Source organism: Ensifer sp. NM-2 (assembly GCF_003024455.1).
Lineage (GTDB): Bacteria > Pseudomonadota > Alphaproteobacteria > Rhizobiales > Rhizobiaceae > Ensifer > Ensifer canadensis.
In genome coordinates this window covers 30,746-47,352 of sequence record NZ_PVZR01000037.1, presented here as the reverse complement: position 1 = coordinate 47,352, position 16,607 = coordinate 30,746, and the positions used below count along the sequence as shown (strand labels likewise).

At 62.8% G+C, this 16,607-nt stretch carries 17 protein-coding genes; 4 read left to right on the top strand and 13 right to left on the bottom strand.

The genetic code is table 11. The annotated features are described in order from the left end of the window. A partial coding sequence (locus C6558_RS37170; RefSeq protein WP_146160967.1) for a Gfo/Idh/MocA family oxidoreductase occupies positions 1–602 on the top strand: 602 nt, incomplete at its 5' end. Between the two features lie 252 nt (positions 603–854). Here the strand turns inward: C6558_RS37170 and C6558_RS37165 are convergent. Continuing rightward, on the bottom strand, positions 855–2,102 hold the full coding sequence (locus C6558_RS37165) for an alpha/beta hydrolase (RefSeq protein WP_057212955.1): 1,248 nt from the start codon (positions 2,100–2,102) through the stop codon (positions 855–857). Between C6558_RS37165 and C6558_RS41270 the strand changes: the two genes are divergently transcribed. Further along, a complete protein-coding gene (locus tag C6558_RS41270; protein ID WP_245449336.1) occupies positions 2,092–2,814 on the top strand; it encodes a hypothetical protein in 723 nt (240 codons plus the stop codon). The genes C6558_RS37165 and C6558_RS41270 overlap by 11 nt on opposite strands. A gap of 87 nt (positions 2,815–2,901) precedes the next feature. Beyond that, positions 2,902–3,024, top strand: coding sequence for a hypothetical protein (locus C6558_RS41475; protein WP_025429467.1), 123 nt, complete (start codon positions 2,902–2,904; stop codon positions 3,022–3,024). A 22-nt stretch (positions 3,025–3,046) separates the two neighbouring features. Here C6558_RS41475 and C6558_RS37155 read toward each other — a convergent pair whose 3' ends face one another. The 11 genes from C6558_RS37155 to tauA all read right to left on the bottom strand — a co-directional run bounded on the left by C6558_RS37155 (position 3,047) and on the right by tauA (position 14,645). Beyond that, the gene (locus C6558_RS37155) at positions 3,047–3,772 is read right to left on the bottom strand and encodes an LrgB family protein (protein ID WP_057210071.1); all 726 of its coding nucleotides are present in this window, start codon (positions 3,770–3,772) and stop codon (positions 3,047–3,049) included. Then, entirely contained in the window at positions 3,762–4,148 is a 387-nt protein-coding gene (locus tag C6558_RS37150) for a CidA/LrgA family protein (RefSeq protein WP_158269006.1), read from the bottom strand. Before C6558_RS37150 ends, C6558_RS37155 begins: the two co-directional genes overlap by 11 nt. 204 nt (positions 4,149–4,352) lie before the next feature. Beyond that, the gene (locus C6558_RS37145) at positions 4,353–5,840 is read right to left on the bottom strand and encodes a nucleobase:cation symporter-2 family protein (RefSeq protein WP_107028702.1); all 1,488 of its coding nucleotides are present in this window, start codon (positions 5,838–5,840) and stop codon (positions 4,353–4,355) included. Between the two features lie 177 nt (positions 5,841–6,017). Beyond that, the gene (pta, locus tag C6558_RS37140) at positions 6,018–7,016 is read right to left on the bottom strand and encodes a phosphate acetyltransferase (protein WP_057225530.1); all 999 of its coding nucleotides are present in this window, start codon (positions 7,014–7,016) and stop codon (positions 6,018–6,020) included. After that, entirely contained in the window at positions 7,016–8,053 is a 1,038-nt protein-coding gene (locus C6558_RS37135) for a YeiH family protein (protein WP_025429463.1), read from the bottom strand. Before C6558_RS37135 ends, pta begins: the two co-directional genes overlap by 1 nt. 73 nt (positions 8,054–8,126) lie before the next feature. After that, positions 8,127–9,902, bottom strand: coding sequence for a sulfoacetaldehyde acetyltransferase (gene xsc / locus C6558_RS37130; protein WP_057210065.1), 1,776 nt, complete (start codon positions 9,900–9,902; stop codon positions 8,127–8,129). 42 nt (positions 9,903–9,944) lie between these two features. Further along, the gene (locus tag C6558_RS37125; protein ID WP_057225532.1) at positions 9,945–11,342 is read right to left on the bottom strand and encodes an FAD-binding oxidoreductase; all 1,398 of its coding nucleotides are present in this window, start codon (positions 11,340–11,342) and stop codon (positions 9,945–9,947) included. 25 nt (positions 11,343–11,367) lie between these two features. Further along, positions 11,368–11,754, bottom strand: a complete 387-nt coding sequence (locus C6558_RS37120; RefSeq protein ID WP_057212940.1) for a nuclear transport factor 2 family protein — start codon at positions 11,752–11,754, stop codon at positions 11,368–11,370. Between the two features lie 158 nt (positions 11,755–11,912). Further along, entirely contained in the window at positions 11,913–12,740 is an 828-nt protein-coding gene (locus tag C6558_RS37115; protein WP_025429459.1) for an ABC transporter permease subunit, read from the bottom strand. After that, a complete protein-coding gene (locus C6558_RS37110; protein WP_057212938.1) occupies positions 12,733–13,545 on the bottom strand; it encodes a taurine ABC transporter ATP-binding protein in 813 nt (270 codons plus the stop codon). Before C6558_RS37110 ends, C6558_RS37115 begins: the two co-directional genes overlap by 8 nt. 80 nt (positions 13,546–13,625) lie before the next feature. Beyond that, positions 13,626–14,645: a taurine ABC transporter substrate-binding protein gene (tauA, locus tag C6558_RS37105; RefSeq protein ID WP_107028701.1), complete on the bottom strand. Its 1,020-nt coding sequence runs from the start codon at positions 14,643–14,645 to the stop codon at positions 13,626–13,628. 151 nt (positions 14,646–14,796) lie between these two features. Here tauA and C6558_RS37100 point away from each other — a divergent pair, with 151 nt between their 5' ends. Then, positions 14,797–16,269: a PLP-dependent aminotransferase family protein gene (locus tag C6558_RS37100; RefSeq protein ID WP_057225552.1), complete on the top strand. Its 1,473-nt coding sequence runs from the start codon at positions 14,797–14,799 to the stop codon at positions 16,267–16,269. A 46-nt stretch (positions 16,270–16,315) separates the two neighbouring features. Here C6558_RS37100 and C6558_RS37095 read toward each other — a convergent pair whose 3' ends face one another. Beyond that, complete coding sequence (locus C6558_RS37095; RefSeq protein WP_025429455.1) at positions 16,316–16,507, bottom strand: hypothetical protein; 192 nt, start codon at positions 16,505–16,507, stop codon at positions 16,316–16,318. Positions 16,508–16,607: the final 100 nt, after the last annotated feature.

Sequence of the window (16,607 nt, the reverse complement as noted above, 5' to 3'; positions counted from 1 at the left end):
GCACCGATCCGGCCCGCTCCGGCGCCGGCGGCTCGACCGGCGACATCGGCACCCATGCCTATAATCTCGGCGCCTTCGTCTCCGGGCTGGAACTCGAGGAACTTGCCGCCGACCTCGACAGCTTCGTCGAAGGCCGTCAGCTCGACGACAATGCCCATGTGATGATGCGCTTCAAGGCCAAGGACGGTCAGCGCGCCAAGGGGCTCTTGTGGTGCAGCCAGGTGGCGCCCGGCCACGAGAACGGCCTGATGGTGCGGGTCTACGGCACCAAGGGTGGGCTCGAATGGACGCAGAAGGACCCGAACTATCTCTGGTACACGCCGTTCGGCGAACCGAAGCGGCTGCTCACCCGGGCTGGTGCCGGCTCCGGCCCGGCCGCCGCTCGCGTCAGCCGCATTCCGTCTGGCCACCCCGAAGGCTATCTCGAAGGGTTTGCCAATATCTACACCGAAGCGGCCCGGGCGATCTTCGCCAAACGCAAGGGCGAGACCATCGATGCCGCCGTCACCTATCCGACAATCGACGACGGTATGAAGGGCATGGCCTTCGTCGATGCCTGCGTCCAGTCGTCAAAACGAAATGGCGCCTGGGTAAAGGTGTAGCCGGAAAGCATGCCGGGGGGCTAGAGCGTTTCCGGTTTAGGCGGAGTCACAGAAACGCTCTATCTCCTTGTTTTTACGCATTTCCTGACGGAAAACCGCTTCGCACTTTTCCTGGAAATGCTCTAAGTACTTCCGGATGGCGGAAGGCAAACGGCCGCGCTCGACGTTGCGCGCATGCCCTTTCCGGGTTGATGCCGAAGCACCCCGCAGCAGGTTTGCCTCAAGCTGCGGGGGCCGGTTCCAAGCCTACTTTTATCGGTTGCATCCCGGCGTGGTCGGTCGCGTCGGGTCGCATCCGCTCGCCGTCGCAGCACGGTTGGTTCTCGCAGCCGAACTGCCGAGGTGCTCGGCGTAATTGTCGCGGGTGTTCTGATCGACGACGGCGACTGGTGCGGCCAAAACCAGACCGGCCGCGTTGCCGACGGCCGCGGCCGTTCCGGTCGTTGCCACCAGGATCTGGTCGCCGAGACCGACCCGGCTGTCTGTCAGCGTCTGGCCGTCGGAGATGCGCGAACCGATGAGGCGAACGATTTCGGGCGATTCCGCGAACTTGCCGTGATTGAGGCTGTCGCCGGCCTTGATCTTCGTCAGGTCGATCACCGTGATCTTGTTGTCCGCGAGCTCCTTCTTGAACGGCGCCTGCTCCGGATCGATCGCCCCGAGCCGGGAAACGTCGCCCCAGACCCGGCGCGAGACTGCCAGAGCTCGATCGTCGCGGGATACGAACAGCGTGAAGTTCGGGTGCTTCTCGCCCATGTCGGCGATCTGCTGGCGGAAGACATCGACGTCGACATCGGGTGCCGCCAGCATGACGTTCTTGAACTTTGCGGGCAGTTCGCCATTGCGGATTGCCATCTGGCGCAACGCCTCAAGCGCCAGCCAGTTGCCCATCGAGTGCGCGAGGATCGAGACCTCCTTCACTTCCGGGTCGCGGTAGAGGTACTGGAACAGGTTTTCGAGCGCATTGCGCGTGTAGTTGGTGCTTTCGCGATCGTAGCCGTAGGCAAGCAGGCTGCCGCGAGACGGCCACGTGATCAGAATGGGGGCGCTGTGGACGCCGGAATCATGGACGATCTGGGCAAAACGATAGACAGAGTCTTCGAAGCGGTTGTTGAAGCCGTGAACGAAGACGAAAACGCTCTTGTCAGGACTTTTGCGCACACTCGCGCTCAGCCATGATTTGGCGCCGGCCATGTCCAGATCGTCCGCCTTCAGCGTCGCAAAATCGGTTGCCGGATTGGGCGGCAGCTTTTTCGGCCAGGCGACCTCGCCAGCCTTGCGCACGGTGTCTGACGGAATGGAAACGGTCATGTCGACGAAGGTGGGCGCCAGGGCGCGCTCGCCGCTATACATTTCTCCGGGATTTTCCGACCGGCTGCGCGTCGTCGTGATCAGCATGTTGACCCGGCTTGAATCCGGGGCTGTATCTGCGACCGGCGTCAGCACGCCCTTCGGATGCCCGCCGCATGCGGCCAGCACAAACACAAGCATGGCAACCATTGCGCCGCTGCGAATTCGCTCGAGAGGCGAATTGAACCTCACGCCGCCAGTATTCCTGCTCATCCATCCCCCTGTCAAAGCGCAGTGCAAGCAGTCCCCAGCCGGCTTCCTGTCTTATGCCGGGGATGCTAGTGCACGGAGCAGTTACAATGCAATAGCGCGCGCTGACTTTCGGGCGAACCTTGTCCGGTATCGACGACGGGCTTTCGATCTTTTGGCAGGGCCTGACCAGGGCATCGGGGCCGTTCGTCGCGCTCGTCAGGTGGATCTATGGTCGCATTCCGGCGATCCTGCTGATCACCTCAGTAAAGCCCCAATCACCGGCTACCCATCGATCGTCATTATCAGGCTCATCTGGCTTCTCACTGCGGCGGTGACCGCAGGTCCGCCGACGCGCCCGTTTATCGATCCCTCAATAGCAATTCGGTCCCTGCTCGCGGGCAGGACGGCGCGAATACGGAGCGAGGTTCTTATGCGCGGAATTCCCGACGAGATGCTTGCCGCCTTGAGCAAGGAGGAAATCGGCATGCTTTGGCGTGTTTTTGAGACTGTCTGTATCGAGTACGACATTCCGAGAGATGGCGAGCAGATCCAGCATCTCGCCCGATTTCTCATGCGCGAGTTTCGCCGTCCGCTGGACGAAGAAGCGCTGCTTGTCGCAGCAAAGACTTTCTACCGTCACCACGACGGTGGATTCGCAAAGTCGGCCTGAGGCCGCAAGCCTATAGGCGTCGTCTCGACGTTCCATCACCGGGTACCCGGGACGCAGTCGCTCAGAAGACAACCACGGGAGAAAACCATGAAGCCATCTGTTGGAAGCTTTGGATATCAGTTCAGGCTGCTCGATTTCACGATCCGATCATCCCTGGCGATCGTGCTCGGTGTCGTCGGCTGTGTCACCTTCTACGGTGCCTTCTGGTAACGAGCTGTCCCGAGGGCGGCGCTCAGAGCAGCACCCCGAGGACAACAGCGGCGATGGCTGAGGTCAATATGCCGTTGAGCGCCATGGCAAGGCCCGAGAACGTCCCGGCAATTTCGTTGACCTGGAAAGCCCGTGCCGTGCCGATGCCGTGCGACGTCAGGCCGGCCGCAAACCCGCGCGCGGCATAATTCCGGATCCGCAGAAGGTTCATCAGCGGCGTGACGATAATTGCCCCGAACACGCCGGTGAAGATGACGAGAAGCGCTGTCAGGGCCGGGTCGCCGCCGAGTTGCTGCGAGATGCCGACGGCGATGCCGGCCGTTGCCGACTTCGGCGCCAGAGATATCGCCACACTGTCAGGTGCGCCGAGCAGGATGGCGACACCCGTGGCGCAAACGATCGCCGTCAGGCTGCCCGCGACAAGCGCGACGACGACGGGCACGAGGTTCTGCCGGATCAGTGTCCGGTTCCGGTAAAGGGGAACAGCAAGCGCCACCGTCGCAGGTCCCAGTGCAAAATGCACGAACTGCGCCCCGTCGAAATAGGTTGAATAGGATGTCCCGGTGGCAGTCAGTATCGAGATCACCAGGACGACGGCGATCAGCACAGGATTGACGATAGGGTTGAAACCGCTGAGCGCCGCAAGCCGCTGAGCGGCGATATAGGCGCCGATCGTCACGGTCAGCCACGTGAGCGGGCTGGTCGAGAGATAGACCCAAAGCTCGAACACGCGACCGCTAGTGTCCATCGCCAGCCCCTCCTGCGCCCGACATCCTGCTCGCGAACAGGAAAGCTCCCACCGTCACCATCAAAGTCATAAGGGTCGACACCACGACGGCGATGACGATCGTGCCGGCATATTCGTAGATCAGCCGGTAGTTCTGCATCACCCCAACGCCAAGGGGCACGAACAGCACGCCGAGGTTCTTGAGCAGAGCGTCGGCCACGCCGCTGACCCGGGTGTGGGCGGTGCCATCTTCCGACCCGGCTCTCCTGTCGGCAATCCAGAGATAGGCAAGCAGGAGCACGATACCGAGTGCGGGAGCCGGCATGCTCAGGTCGAGGGTCCTGACAACGATCTCGCCGATCAGTTGACAGAGCAGTATGACAAACAGTCCTTCCATCGCCATCTCCCGCATGATCAGTGGTGATCTCCCCACGGCGTATTCCGCAACACAGCCGCATCCATGGATGCTTCGTAGCCGAAATCCTTCGGCCACGCCTACAGCATATTTTGCGCGATGGCCCAAAGCGCGTTGCTGCTCTAAGCTCTTGTTCTTTCGCATGTCGGGGTCGCAAAACCGCGGCACACTTTTGCGCGACATGCGTTAGTGGTGCGGAACCGCCATGGGGACCTCGTTGCCATCGCGGTCATAGAGCTTCCCGTCGCGATAGTGGTCACCGTCACGCAGAGCGGAAATATCCTGATACCGGATGATGCGTTCCGTGCCGGCCACGAATACGGACTGCTGATCGGAATTGCCGGCCTTGAAATGATTGAACAGCAGGTTCAGCGAGATCGCCATGATCGCGGAAGAACTGATGCCCGAGTGGAAGATGGTTTCGAACCAGGCCGGAAAGTGATCGTAGAAATGTGGTGCCGCGATCGGGATCATGCCGAAGCCGATCGAGGTGGCGACGATGACCAGGTTCATGTTGTTGTGATAATCGACCTTGGAGAGCGAGCGGATGCCGCTCGCCGCCACCGTTCCGAACAGCACGATACCGGCGCCACCGAGCACGGCCGGCGGAACAGCTGCGATCACCCGCCCCATGACAGGAAGAATGCCGAGCGTCACCAGAATGAGGCCGCCGGTTGCAACGGCATAGCGGCTCTTGATGCCGGTCACGGCCACAAGACCGACGTTCTGGGCAAAGGCGCTCTGCGTGAACGAGCCAAAGATCGGGGCGAACAGGCTCGAGATCATGTCGGCGCGCAGGCCATCGCCCAGTCGCTTGGAATCGACCTTGGTGCCGATGATTTCGCCGACGGCCAGGATGTCTGCCGACGTCTCGACCAGGATGACCAGGAGAACGATGAACATCGAGACGATCGCCGCGGCCGTGAAGACCGGCGCCCCGAAATGGAAGGGCGAGGGGAAGGCTAGGATCGGACCTTCGGCGACCTTGGAAAAATCGGTCATCCCGAAAGCAAGCGCGATCAGCGTGCCGATGACCATCGCAAGCAGGATCGACAGGCGCGATATACTGGAGCTGCCGACCTTGCTGAGCAGCAGGACGGTGAGCAAAGTGACCGCCGCCAGGCCGATGTTGCTGACGCTGCCGAAGTCGGGCGCGTTGGGATTGCCACCCATGGCCCAGCGGGCCGCGACCGGCATCAGGGTCAAGCCGATCGTGGTAATAACGATGCCGGTGACCAGCGGCGGGAAGAACCGCGTGATGCGCGAGAAGATCGGTGTGATCGCCAGGCCGACGAGTGACGCCACCATCACGGCGCCCATCACCGCCGGCAATCCGCCACCTTCGCGGCTGGTGACGATCGCCACCATGGTAGCGACGCCGGCGAACGAAACGCCTTGAACCAGCGGGAGCTGACAGCCGAAGAACGGAATGCCGATCGTCTGCAGGATAGTCGCCAGGCCGCCGGCAAACAGCGACGCGGTGATCAGCAGGCCAATGTCGGCTGGCGACAAGCCGGCCGCCTGGCCGATGATCAGTGGGACGGCGACGATGCCGCCATACATGGTGAGCACGTGCTGGAGACCATAGACGAGGTTTGCGCCTGCGCCCAGGCGCTTGTCTTCCGGCCGCTCAATCGTTTGTTCGATGTGATCGTTTCGATGCGAAACATCCATGCGTCTCCTCCCAGATGCGTGTGCTGTATAATCTTCGCGTCTCCTCAAACGCGCAGCCCGAATTATAGGCCGAGATCTTGGGCACCATTGCATGCGGGTGATTTGAAGTTGTTATCGGTTTGGCAGCGGTAATCCGTGCGTCCGGAAACGGACATCGCGATAGGTCAAGCGCCGCCGCTATCGCGACGCTGCCTGGACCACCGTGACGGCGATCATGTGGAAGACGTCATCGGCCGTGCAGCCACGCGAAAGGTCGTTGGCGGGCTTGGCCAGCCCCTGAAGCACCGGGCCGATGGCGGTCGCGCCGCCGATGCGCTGGGCGATCTTGTAGCCGATATTGGCGGCATCGAGATTGGGGAAGACGAAGACATTTGCCTGACCGTGCAGCGCCGAATTGGGTGCCTTGGACGACGATACGGCCTCGACGAAGGCGCTGTCGAACTGCAGTTCGCCGTCGATCAGCAGGTCGGGATTGGCGGCGCGGGCAATGTGCGTCGCCTCGACCACCTTGGAGACGCGGTCGTGCGCGGCGCTGCCATTGGTGGAGAAGGAGAGCATCGCGACCTTGGGACGTTCGCCAAGCAGCGCCTGATAGGACCGAGCCGACATGCGGGCGATATCGGCGAGACCGGCAGCATCCGGGTCGACCACGAGGCCGCAGTCGGAAAAGACGAAGGCGCCCTTCTTGGCGTGGTGCGGCTGGCACAACATCATCAGGAAGAAACTGGAGACGAGGCCGGCGTCAGGCGCACGGCCGATGATTTGCAGAGAGGTGCGCACCGTATCGGCCGTTGTTGCCACCGCTCCTCCGATGGTGCCGTCCGCCTCGTCTTCGCGAACCATCATGGCTGCGAAGACCAGGTCCTCTCGCACTGCCTTCTCGGCCATCTCTCGGTCGACGCCCTTGCTCCGGCGCAGGTCGTGATATCGCAACGCGAACTGCTGTGTCAGTGGCGACGTCGCCGGGTCTTCGATCCGGAAGGCAGGCGCATCGCCGCCGTGATCGCGCAGGCGCTCGGCGATGATCTCGTGCCGACCAATGAGCGTGATTTCGGCGAGACCTTCTGCGCGGGCGCGCATGGCCGCAGCGACCACCCGCGTGTCTTCGCCCTCGGCAAGCACGATGTGGCGCGGTGCCTGCTTGGCGGTTTCGATGATGCGGTCGAGTGGTTTCATTAGAGATGCCCCAGATAATGCATGCCGCCGAGAATGAAGAGGCCGAGGAAGATTGTTTCTGCGACGATGAGCGCGACTGCGTCGCCGCCGACATCGAGCACGCGCCGGAGCGACGTCTTCATGCCGACGGCGACGATGCCCGCCAAAAGCGCCCAGCGCGATGCCTCCATGCCGAGTTCGGCGACGGCGGCCGGCACCATCCCGCCGGAGTTCATGGCGGCAAGGATCAGGAAGGCGACCACAAAGCCGGGCAGCAAGGGCGGGCGCTTGCCGGCCTCCACGCCTTCCTGGGGGACGTTTCGAAGGGCGATGGAGAAGATGAGGACAACGGGTGCCAGCATCGTCACGCGGATAAGCTTGACGAGTGTTGCGGTCTCGCCGGCCTCCGGCGAGACCGAGAAGCCGGCGCCGACCACCTGGGCGACATCATGGATCGTGCCGCCGAAGAAGATGCCGGTGCCGCGCGCATCGAGCCCCAGCGACTGGGCGAGGATGGGATAGCCGATCATCGCCAGGGTGCTGAGGACGGTCACCGACAGCACGGTGAAGATCAGATTGCGCTCGGAAAACTCGTTCTTCGGCAGAACGGCTGCAATCGCCATCGCGGCGGAAGCACCGCAGATCGCGACCGCACCGCTGGTGAGAAGGGCGAGCCTCCAGCCTCTTCCAAGGATCTTGGCGGCCGCCAGCCCGAAGAGGATCGTTGCTGCAATCGCTGCCACCAGCAGGAGAATGGTGCCGCTCCCGAGCCCGATCAGAAGGTCGACGCTGATGCGCATGCCGAGCAGCGCAACGCCGATCCTGAGGATCTTTTTTGCTGAAAGCTCGATGCCGGCGACGCATCTGCCTTCCTCGGAGAGGAAGTGGAACGCGATGCCGAGCAGAAGCGCCATCAGCATGGCGGGCGCGCCATAATGATCCGACAGGAACTGCGCGGCCATGGCGACGGCGGCCGTCACCAGCAGACCAGGACCATAGGTCGACAGCGCCGAGGGCAGCCATTGGAACCGCCGCGTCGTTTCGGATACCGCATTCATGTTAAATTTCCCGTCTGAAAGCGCCAAATCTAAGGCCCATGCCCGGCGACATCAGCCGGGCATGGGTTGGATGTCAGATGTGCTGCTGCGGCCGCATGTCCGATCGCTGGATGCCCGCCACCTGCACCGGCTTCTTCATCGCGTCGCGGCGGAAGGGCTCGCCAAGTTCCTGGTTGAGGATGACCTCGACAAAGGTGGTCACGCCCTGTGACTGGTCGTCGAGCGCCTGCTGCAGGGCGGCCGTCAGGCCCGCCTGCGTATCGACCGTCACACCCTTGAGACCGCAGCCGTCGGCCACTTTCGCGTAGCTGAGGTTGGGATTGAGTTCGGTTCCGACAAAGTTGTTGTCGTACCAGAGCGTCGTGTTGCGCTTCTCGGCTCCCCACTGGAAGTTACGGAAGATCACCATGGTGATCGGCGGCCAGCCGGCGCGACCGATGGAGGTCATCTCGTTCATCGAGATGCCGAATGCGCCATCGCCGGCAAAGCCGATCACCGGCACATCAGGGCAACCGATCTTGGCGCCGACGATCGACGGGAAGCCGTAGCCACAGGGTCCGAACATGCCGGGCGCCAGGTATTTCCGGCCTTGTTCGAAGCTCGGATAGGCGTTGCCGATGGCGCAGTTGTTGCCGATGTCAGTGGAGATGATGGCGTCCTTGGGCAAGGCCGCCTGGATCGCACGCCATGCCTGGCGTGGCGACATGCGGTCGGATTCCCGCCGACGGGCCGAGGCATTCCATTCGGTGCCCGGATCGTCATCCTCGTGGTCCATCGACGACAGCTGCTGCAGCCAGGCCGAGCGGGTGGTGTGGATCAGTGCCTTGCGTTCCTCGCGGCCGATATCGCCGGCCGACGGCGACAGTTGATCGAGGATTTGGCTTGCCACCTGCTTGGCATCGCCGCAGATGCCGACCGTCACCTTCTTCGTCAGGCCGATGCGATCGGAGTTGATGTCGACCTGGATGATCGCGGCATTCTTCGGCCAATACTCGATGCCGTAGCCCGGAAGCGTCGAGAACGGATTGAGGCGGGTGCCGAGCGCCAGTACGACGTCGGCCTTGGCGATCAGTTCCATGGCAGCCTTGGAGCCGTTGTAGCCGAGCGGGCCTGCCGCGAGGCGATGGCCGCCGGGAAAGGCGTCGTTATGCTGGTATCCGCAGCAGACCGGGGCGTCGAGACGCTCAGCCAGCGCGATGGATTCGCCGATCGCGCCGCCAATGACCACGCCGGCGCCGTTGAGGATCACCGGGAATTTCGCTTCGGACAGCAATCTTGCTGCCTCTGAAATTGCCTGCTTGCCGCCGGAGGGGCGCTCCAGCCGAACGATGCTCGGCAGCTCGACGTCGATCACCTGTGTCCAGTAATCGCGCGGGATGTTGATCTGCGCCGGGGCGCAGCCGCGCCAGGCTTTCTCGATTACCCGGTTGAGGACTTCGGGAACGCGGCTCGCGTCGCGCACCTCTTCCTGGTAGCAGACCATTTCCTCAAACAGCGCCATCTGGTCGACTTCCTGGAAGCCGCCCTGGCCGATCGTCTTGTTTGCCGCCTGCGGCGTGACGAGAAGCATCGGCGTATGGTTCCAGTAGGCCGTCTTGACTGCTGTCACGAAGCCGGTGACGCCCGGTCCGTTCTGGGCGATTGCCATCGACATGTTGCCGGTGACCCGGGTGTATCCGTCGGCGATCAATGCCGCGTTGGTTTCATGGGCGCAGTCCCAGAAGGTGATGCCAGCTTTCGGGAAGAGGTCGGACACCGGCATCATCGCCGAGCCGATGATCCCGAAGGCGTGTTCGATGCCGTGCATCTGGAGGACTTTTACGAAAGCCTCTTCGGTCGTCATTTTCATTGTCTGTTTCCTTTCATGTTGGGTTGGGGGCCGACCGAGCGGCTAGAGGATTTCGTCCTTGAGGTAGTACCAGCGGTACATCCCCCACTGGCCGATGCGCCGGAACGGCGTCAGCAGCCCATGGCTGGGGAGAGGGGAGGTGAAGATCGGCAGGTCGAGGGCACCGCCCTTGCCGGCGACCATCTGCGCCATGCGCCGTCCGGCCTGGGCCGAGTACATGACGCCGTTGCCGCCGTAGCCCATGGCGTAGAACAGCGCCTGTTGCGGATCCGGGCGGAAGATGCGCGGCATCATGTCGTGACTGACATCGACCCAGCCCCACCAGGAGTAGTCGACCTTGATGCCTGTCAGCACCGGGAACTTGCGGTAGAGGCCCTCGAGCAGACGGTCGAGATGTTTTGGGTTGACCGCGTCTTTGCCGGTGATCGCGCTGCGGCTGCCGATCTGCACGCGCCCGTCGGGCAACAGCCGGTAGTAGTGGCGAAGCGTGCGCGTGTCGGTAAGCGGAATATGCGTCTGGAAATTCAACGCCGACCGCTCTTCGTCGGTGAGTACGCGCGTGACGATCGAGTTGGAGAGGATCGGCATCAGCCGGTGCTTCGTCAGCGAATGCAGGCCGGGCGAGGTATAGCCGGCCGTCGCGAAACACACCGCCCTCGCCCGCACGATCCCGCCGGGGGTGCGAAGGTGGAAGACTCCGCCTTTCCGGTCGCAGCTGAGAACCGGGCTCGAAGTATGAACGCGGGCACCGAGCTTGCGCGCCAGGGTGAGATAGCCGAAGGCGAGCTTGGCCGCATGGATGCCCATGCCGTCGGGCTCGTAAAGCGCGCCCACCGCCTCGTTGTCGCGGACGAAGTCGCGATGGATTTCGTCGCGGCCGAGGATGCGGGTGCGGTAGCCGAAGACGTCGTTGAGGACGCGGGATTCGGCTTCCAGCGACGGCATCACCTTGTTGCGGTGGGCGATATAGAGATGCCCGCCATCCTGCGGGTCGCAGGCGATTTCCGGCGAGCGGATGAGGTCGCGGAAAAGATCGAAGGCTTCGCTGATCTCGACGTGAAGCTTCCTGGCGACATCCACGCCCCAGCGCTCGATCCATTGCGAGCGCTTGAGCCGGCCCGCCGAAATCTGCGCCTGACCGCCGTTGCGGGTGCTGCAGCCCCAGGCGACGCCGTTTGCCTCGAGCACCGTCGCCTTGATGCCATGCTCCTTGGCAAGATGGATGGCGCAGGAGAGGCCGGTGTATCCCGAGCCGACGATTGCGACGTCGACGTCGATATCGCCAAGCACGGGACCATCATCGGCGGGCGGCGGTCCGGCGGTTGCGACCCAGTAGGTCGGCGCATAATCCTTGCCGTCGCCGGGATTGGCGGCGCGATTGGGATCGTATGCCGGATCGAAGGGCTTGCTCGGCCGCAATGTTTTGACAAGCTGTTCCATGTCGGTTTCCTGGCCTGGCTGGAGCTCAGTAGCGGAAGGGGGCCGCAATCAGCGGCCGGTTCTTGCGAAAGGCCTGCTTGCGGACGATCTTGCCGTCACGGAGCGTGAAGAGGTCGCAGCCTTCGGCCTCGATGCGGCTGCCGTCGGCGTTCGTGCCGGAGAAGGTCCATTCCGATACGGCCCGGTCTCCATGGACGAAATGGCTGTGGTGGGCCCAGTGAGCGTCCGGCATCGTCTGCCACACGCTGCTGAAGGCGGTCGCGATCTGCTCAGTGCCCTCGACCCGGGTGCCGTGCGCTTCGCTGCCGGCCACAGTGTTGAAGACGCAGTCTTCGGCGAAGAAGGACATGACGCCGTCGATGTCGTGCCGGTTGAAGGCGTCGAAGAGGTCGGATAGGTCGGTCGCGGTCATGGCTTGTGTTTCCTAAGCGTTTCAGGCGATGTTTTCGGGCATGGCTTCGCCGCGGCCGGGTGAACCGGCCGGATCGGCTTTGTTTGTGCGGTATGGGGTCCTGTTAGGACGGGGCGGCCATTAGCTCGGTGGCCGCGCCCCTGTTGAACGGTGCATCGTCACACCTTGCCCTTCCAGGGAATGAGCGCCTTCTCGAGACGCCGGATCAGGAGATCAAACGCAAAGGCGAAGACGCCGATGACGATGATGCCCATGATCACGGTGTCGCTGGCCAGGAACTCGGCGGCGTTGAGCACCATGAAACCGAGGCCCCGGTGGGCTGCGACCATTTCGGCCGCAACCAGCGTCGTCCAGCCGACGCCGATGCCGATGCGCATCCCGGTGAAGATCTCCGGCAGCGCCGCCTTGAGAATGACGTGGCTGATGACCTGGCGGCGGCTAGCGCCCATGGCATAGGCCGCATGGATCTGCTCGATCGAGACGGACCGCACACCGGCCCGGGCGGCGATCGCCATCGGCGCGAAGATCGCGAGGAAGATCAGGAACACCTTCGGAAATTCGCCGATGCCGAGCCAGATGATGATCAGTGGCAGGTAGGCGAGCGGCGGCAAGGGGCGGTAGAACTCGATGATCGGATCAAAGAGCCCGCGCATCACCCGGTTCACGCCCATGAGGATGCCGATCGGAACCGCGGTGACAAGGGCGAGCGCGAAGGCCCCGAGCACGCGACCGAGACTTGCCAGCGTATGCTGGGCGAGGGTCGAATTGGAGACGCCCTCTGTCAGCGCGATCACGAACTTGTCCCAGACCGCAAGCGGCGATGGCAAAAACAGCGGCCGTACCCATTGCATCTCGGTGACCAGCAGCCAGAGCGCCACCAGGGTCAGCGCTGTCAGCAGGCTGATATGTCCGCTCATGCCCTCGCCGGGGGCGCCGTAGATCCGGCCCGGCTTGACCGGCTTGGCTTTCGTCACGCGCTCAAGCATGGAGGAGCTCCGGGTTTCCGGACTGGCGTTCGTCGCCGTAGATGATGCTGAGGATCTGTTCACGCATGTCGATGAAGTCGCGACTGGATTTGATTGCACGGGCATTGCCTTCTTCCAGAAACCGTTTGTTGAAATCGAGCTCGTAGGTGTGGGTGATCCGTCCTGGTCGCGGCGACATGACGATCAGGCGCGACCCCAGGAACAACGCCTCCTCGACGCTGTGCGTGATGAAAAAGAACATCTTGTTGGTCAGCTGCCAGACTTTGAGCAGCAGTTCCTGGATGGTCTCGCGGGTCAGCGCATCGAGCGCCGCCATCGGCTCGTCCATCAAGAGCATCGACGGGTCGCAGCTCAGCGCCCTGGCGATGCCCACACGCTGCTGCATGCCGCCGGACAGGTGGTAGATCATGTGCCGGTGAAAATCCTGCAGGCCGACAAGAGCGAGGTTCTTGGAGGCGACCTCGTGGCGTTTCGCCTTGTCGACACCGCGCAGTTTCAGCCCGAATTCGGTGTTGTCGATGACATTGAGCCAGGGCAGCAACGCATGCTTCTGGAACACGACCCCACGGTCGGCACCGGGACCGGAGACGCGGCGGCTTCCAAGTGTGATTTCACCACCGCTCGGGGCCATGAAGCCCGCCATCAGATTGAGCAGCGTGGTCTTGCCGCAGCCCGAGGCACCGAGCGCGACGACGAAATCGCCGCTCTTGATTTCGAGGTTGACGCCCTTGAGCGCAATGACCGCCTCGTCCGAATAGAGACCAGGATAGGTCAGGCTCACATTGCTAACATTCAGAGTTTCCATTGTGGAGGCCTTTCGAGAAATGGCTGTTGAGTGGCGTTGGCGGCGCTCCTGACCAACAGGCGGTCAGGAGCGGGCGTCGGCTACTTCGAAGCCTCTTTCGCGTAGGCGCTGTTGACGTAGGGGGCGTAGTCATCGAGCGCCTTGTCGATTTGCTTCTGGTCGGCAAGGAATTTCGCGCTTTCCGACAGCGCGCGCACAGCACCGCCGCCGAGCCAGGTTTCGGACGCCTGCTCCTGCGCTGTCGGGAACGAGAGCAAGTTCAGCGCTTCGACGGTGCCGGCGCCATCGCCGCCGATGAGCTTGACGATGTTCTGGACCGGTGCGGAGTCTGCCGTCCAGCTTGCGCCGTTTGCCTTGTAGTCGGCGTAGGCTTCGGCCAGCACCTTGGTGAAGGCGGCCATGAACTTCGGATTTTCAGCTGCCCATTTCTTGTCGACCACCAGACCGTCGAAGGTCGGGACGCTCGCCGCGCCGATCGCTTCGGAGTCGGAAATCACCTTGCCGGTCTTCAGCAGTTCCGACAGGGCCGGAGGCCAGACATAGGCGGCATCGATATCGCCGCGCTGCCAGGCGGCCACGATCTGCGGTGGCTTCATGTTGAGGATGTTGACTTCGCGCGGATCGACCTTCCACACCTGCTCAAGCCCAACGAGAAGATGGAAGTGGGACGTCGAGACGAAGGGGACACCGACGGAGCGGCCGACCAGATCTTCCGGCTTTTCGATACCCGAGCCTTCGCGGGCGACCAGCGCTTCAGACTTGCCGATGTTATCGAGGATCCAGAACAGCTCGAGATCAACGCCGCGCGTTGCCGCCGCGGTGGTGCCGGTGGAGCCGATGACGCCGATCGGCACGTTGCCCGATGCAAGCGCCGTCGAGATATCGCCGCCGGAGCTGAACTGCCGCCAGTCGACGAGATAGCCAGCCTCTTTCGCGGCGGCGTCGAAGCGACCGTCGGCGATGGCGGCGATGAACGGGCCGACGATCTGCTGGTAGCCGATGATCACATCGGTCTCGGCGCGGGCAAGACTGGAGGTCAGGAGGCCGGCCGCAATCGTGGCCGCCCCCGCCATGGTTTTCAAGGCGTTGGAATAGAACATTTGTTTCCCTCTGGTTCCGACCCCGTTTTCGGGGTCTGTCGACTGTTATGCCGATCTCATTTTCGACCATAAGGGATAAAGCAGCTTTCCGGTTTGCTTTATAGCCAGATTGAAACTTAGATAAGTCCAGATTGACGATAGGGGATCGGACGTGGCACGCATTTCTGTTCCGGAAACAATCTTCTTCATCGACCGGGCGAGCCGTACGAGCCTGCAGGCGCAGATCCGCGAGACGGTCGTCTCCGCCGTGCTGTCAGGGCGGCTGCCGCCCGGTGCCCTGCTGCCGTCGACGCGCAAGCTTGCGAGCTATCTCAACATTTCGCGCCTCACCGTCACGCTTGCCTATCAGGAGTTGGCGACCCAGGGCTATCTCGATGCGGCCGACCGCAGCAGCTACCGCGTTGCCGACAAGCCGCCGTTCAACGTGCTTGATGCGGACGTGGCGTCGCCGGGGGCGGATGCGGTGGATTGGTCGTCTAAGCTGCGCTCGACCTTTCGCGTTGCCAAGCAGATGCGTAAGCCGCTCGACTGGCGGCGGTATCCCTATCCTTTCCTCTATGGCCAGATGGACCCGTCGCTGTTCGATCTCACCGCCTGGCGCGACTGTGCCCGGCGCGCGCTGGCGCGCGAAGATTTCGAACTGATGGCAGGCGATTTCGCCGCGTCTGACGATGTGCAACTGGTCAACTACATCTGTTCGCGCACGCTGCCGGGGCGCGGCATCCGGGCCAATCCCGACGAGATCCTGGTGACGGTGGGAGCGCAGAATGCGCTCTGGATCGTCATTCAGCTGTTGCTGCGGCGCGGGTCCCATGCCGTGTGCGAAAACCCCTGCCACCCGGATATGAGCGCCTCGCTGCAACTGAGCGGCGCAAAGGTGACGGTGCTTGACGTCGATGACGGCGGGCTGCCGCCGGCCAACTTGCCTGAGCACGTCGACGCCGTGTTCGTGACGCCGAGCCATCATTCACCGACGGGTGCGACCATGCCGATGGATCGCCGCGTCGCACTGCTCGAAGCCGCCTCAAGCAGGGACTTCGTCATCATCGAGGACGATTACGAGTTCGAGATGAGCTTTCTCGCGCCACCGTCGCCGGCGCTGAAGGCCTTCGACAGGAGCGGGCGGGTCTTTTACATCGGCAGTTTCTCGAAGTCGCTTTTCCCCGGCCTGCGGCTTGGCTATCTCGTGGCACCGGCTCCCGTCATCCGGGAGGCGCGGGCGCTCCGTGCCCTGATGCTGCGCCATCCGCCCGGCCACCTCCAGCGCACCGCTGCCTATTTTCTGGCGCTCGGTCACTATGACGCCGTGCTTCACAGGATGCGGGAAGAGTACCACCTGCGCCATCGGGTAATGGCAGACGCGCTCAACGCCAACGGGCTTAAGATCGCCGGTTCGGCAGCGTTCGGCGGAACCTCCTTCTGGATCGAAGGCCCTGACGGTCTCGATGCGGACAGGCTGATGGCCGATCTGCGGGAAGACGGGGTTCTGATCGAATCCGGATCGCCGTTCTTTCCGAACGACGAGGAAAGCTGCCGCTTTTTCCGCATGGGATACTCGTCGATCGGCAGAGATCGCATAGCCGAAGGCGTGAAGCTGACGGCAAGCAGAATGGCGCAGTCTTGAAACCGGTCCTCACTTCTCGCCGTTGCGGCCACCCGGCGAACGGTTGCTATCCGTTCGACAGCAGGGCCAGGATTTCTGTGCGATTGAGTTTTTTCCCGGTGGCGACGTCGAAAATCCGGAGCGCGATCTTGTTGGCGGGCGGGTCCGATTGCGTGCAGTTGTTCTGCGTGCACCACTCCGCCAGCGCCTCACGCATCTCTACGACATCGGTTACAGGCGGATTGCGTGTGTCTGTCATGGCTGAACCTCAATTTCGGCCCAAGCTTAGGTTCTGTGCGGTAGCGCCACAACTCTGAGAAATCAGGGGGATTCGGCGGTTTTGCCCCCAGAAAGCGCTG

Excerpts from the sequence above, each read along its gene's own strand:
- C6558_RS41270 (WP_245449336.1), top strand. The coding sequence starts at position 2,092 with ATGGCAACCATTGCGCCGCTGCGAATTCGCTCGAGAGGCGAATTGAAC.
- C6558_RS37165 (WP_057212955.1), bottom strand. The coding sequence starts at position 2,102 with ATGGTTGCCATGCTTGTGTTTGTGCTGGCCGCATGCGGCGGGCATCCG.
- C6558_RS41475 (WP_025429467.1), top strand. The coding sequence starts at position 2,902 with ATGAAGCCATCTGTTGGAAGCTTTGGATATCAGTTCAGGCTGCTCGAT.
- C6558_RS37155 (WP_057210071.1), bottom strand. The coding sequence starts at position 3,772 with ATGGACACTAGCGGTCGCGTGTTCGAGCTTTGGGTCTATCTCTCGACC.
- C6558_RS37150 (WP_158269006.1), bottom strand. The coding sequence starts at position 4,148 with ATGGAAGGACTGTTTGTCATACTGCTCTGTCAACTGATCGGCGAGATC.
- C6558_RS37145 (WP_107028702.1), bottom strand. The coding sequence starts at position 5,840 with ATGGATGTTTCGCATCGAAACGATCACATCGAACAAACGATTGAGCGG.
- pta (WP_057225530.1), bottom strand. The coding sequence starts at position 7,016 with ATGAAACCACTCGACCGCATCATCGAAACCGCCAAGCAGGCACCGCGC.
- C6558_RS37135 (WP_025429463.1), bottom strand. The coding sequence starts at position 8,053 with ATGAATGCGGTATCCGAAACGACGCGGCGGTTCCAATGGCTGCCCTCG.
- xsc (WP_057210065.1), bottom strand. The coding sequence starts at position 9,902 with ATGAAAATGACGACCGAAGAGGCTTTCGTAAAAGTCCTCCAGATGCAC.
- C6558_RS37125 (WP_057225532.1), bottom strand. The coding sequence starts at position 11,342 with ATGGAACAGCTTGTCAAAACATTGCGGCCGAGCAAGCCCTTCGATCCG.
- C6558_RS37120 (WP_057212940.1), bottom strand. The coding sequence starts at position 11,754 with ATGACCGCGACCGACCTATCCGACCTCTTCGACGCCTTCAACCGGCAC.
- C6558_RS37115 (WP_025429459.1), bottom strand. The coding sequence starts at position 12,740 with ATGCTTGAGCGCGTGACGAAAGCCAAGCCGGTCAAGCCGGGCCGGATC.
- C6558_RS37110 (WP_057212938.1), bottom strand. The coding sequence starts at position 13,545 with ATGGAAACTCTGAATGTTAGCAATGTGAGCCTGACCTATCCTGGTCTC.
- tauA (WP_107028701.1), bottom strand. The coding sequence starts at position 14,645 with ATGTTCTATTCCAACGCCTTGAAAACCATGGCGGGGGCGGCCACGATT.
- C6558_RS37095 (WP_025429455.1), bottom strand. The coding sequence starts at position 16,507 with ATGACAGACACACGCAATCCGCCTGTAACCGATGTCGTAGAGATGCGT.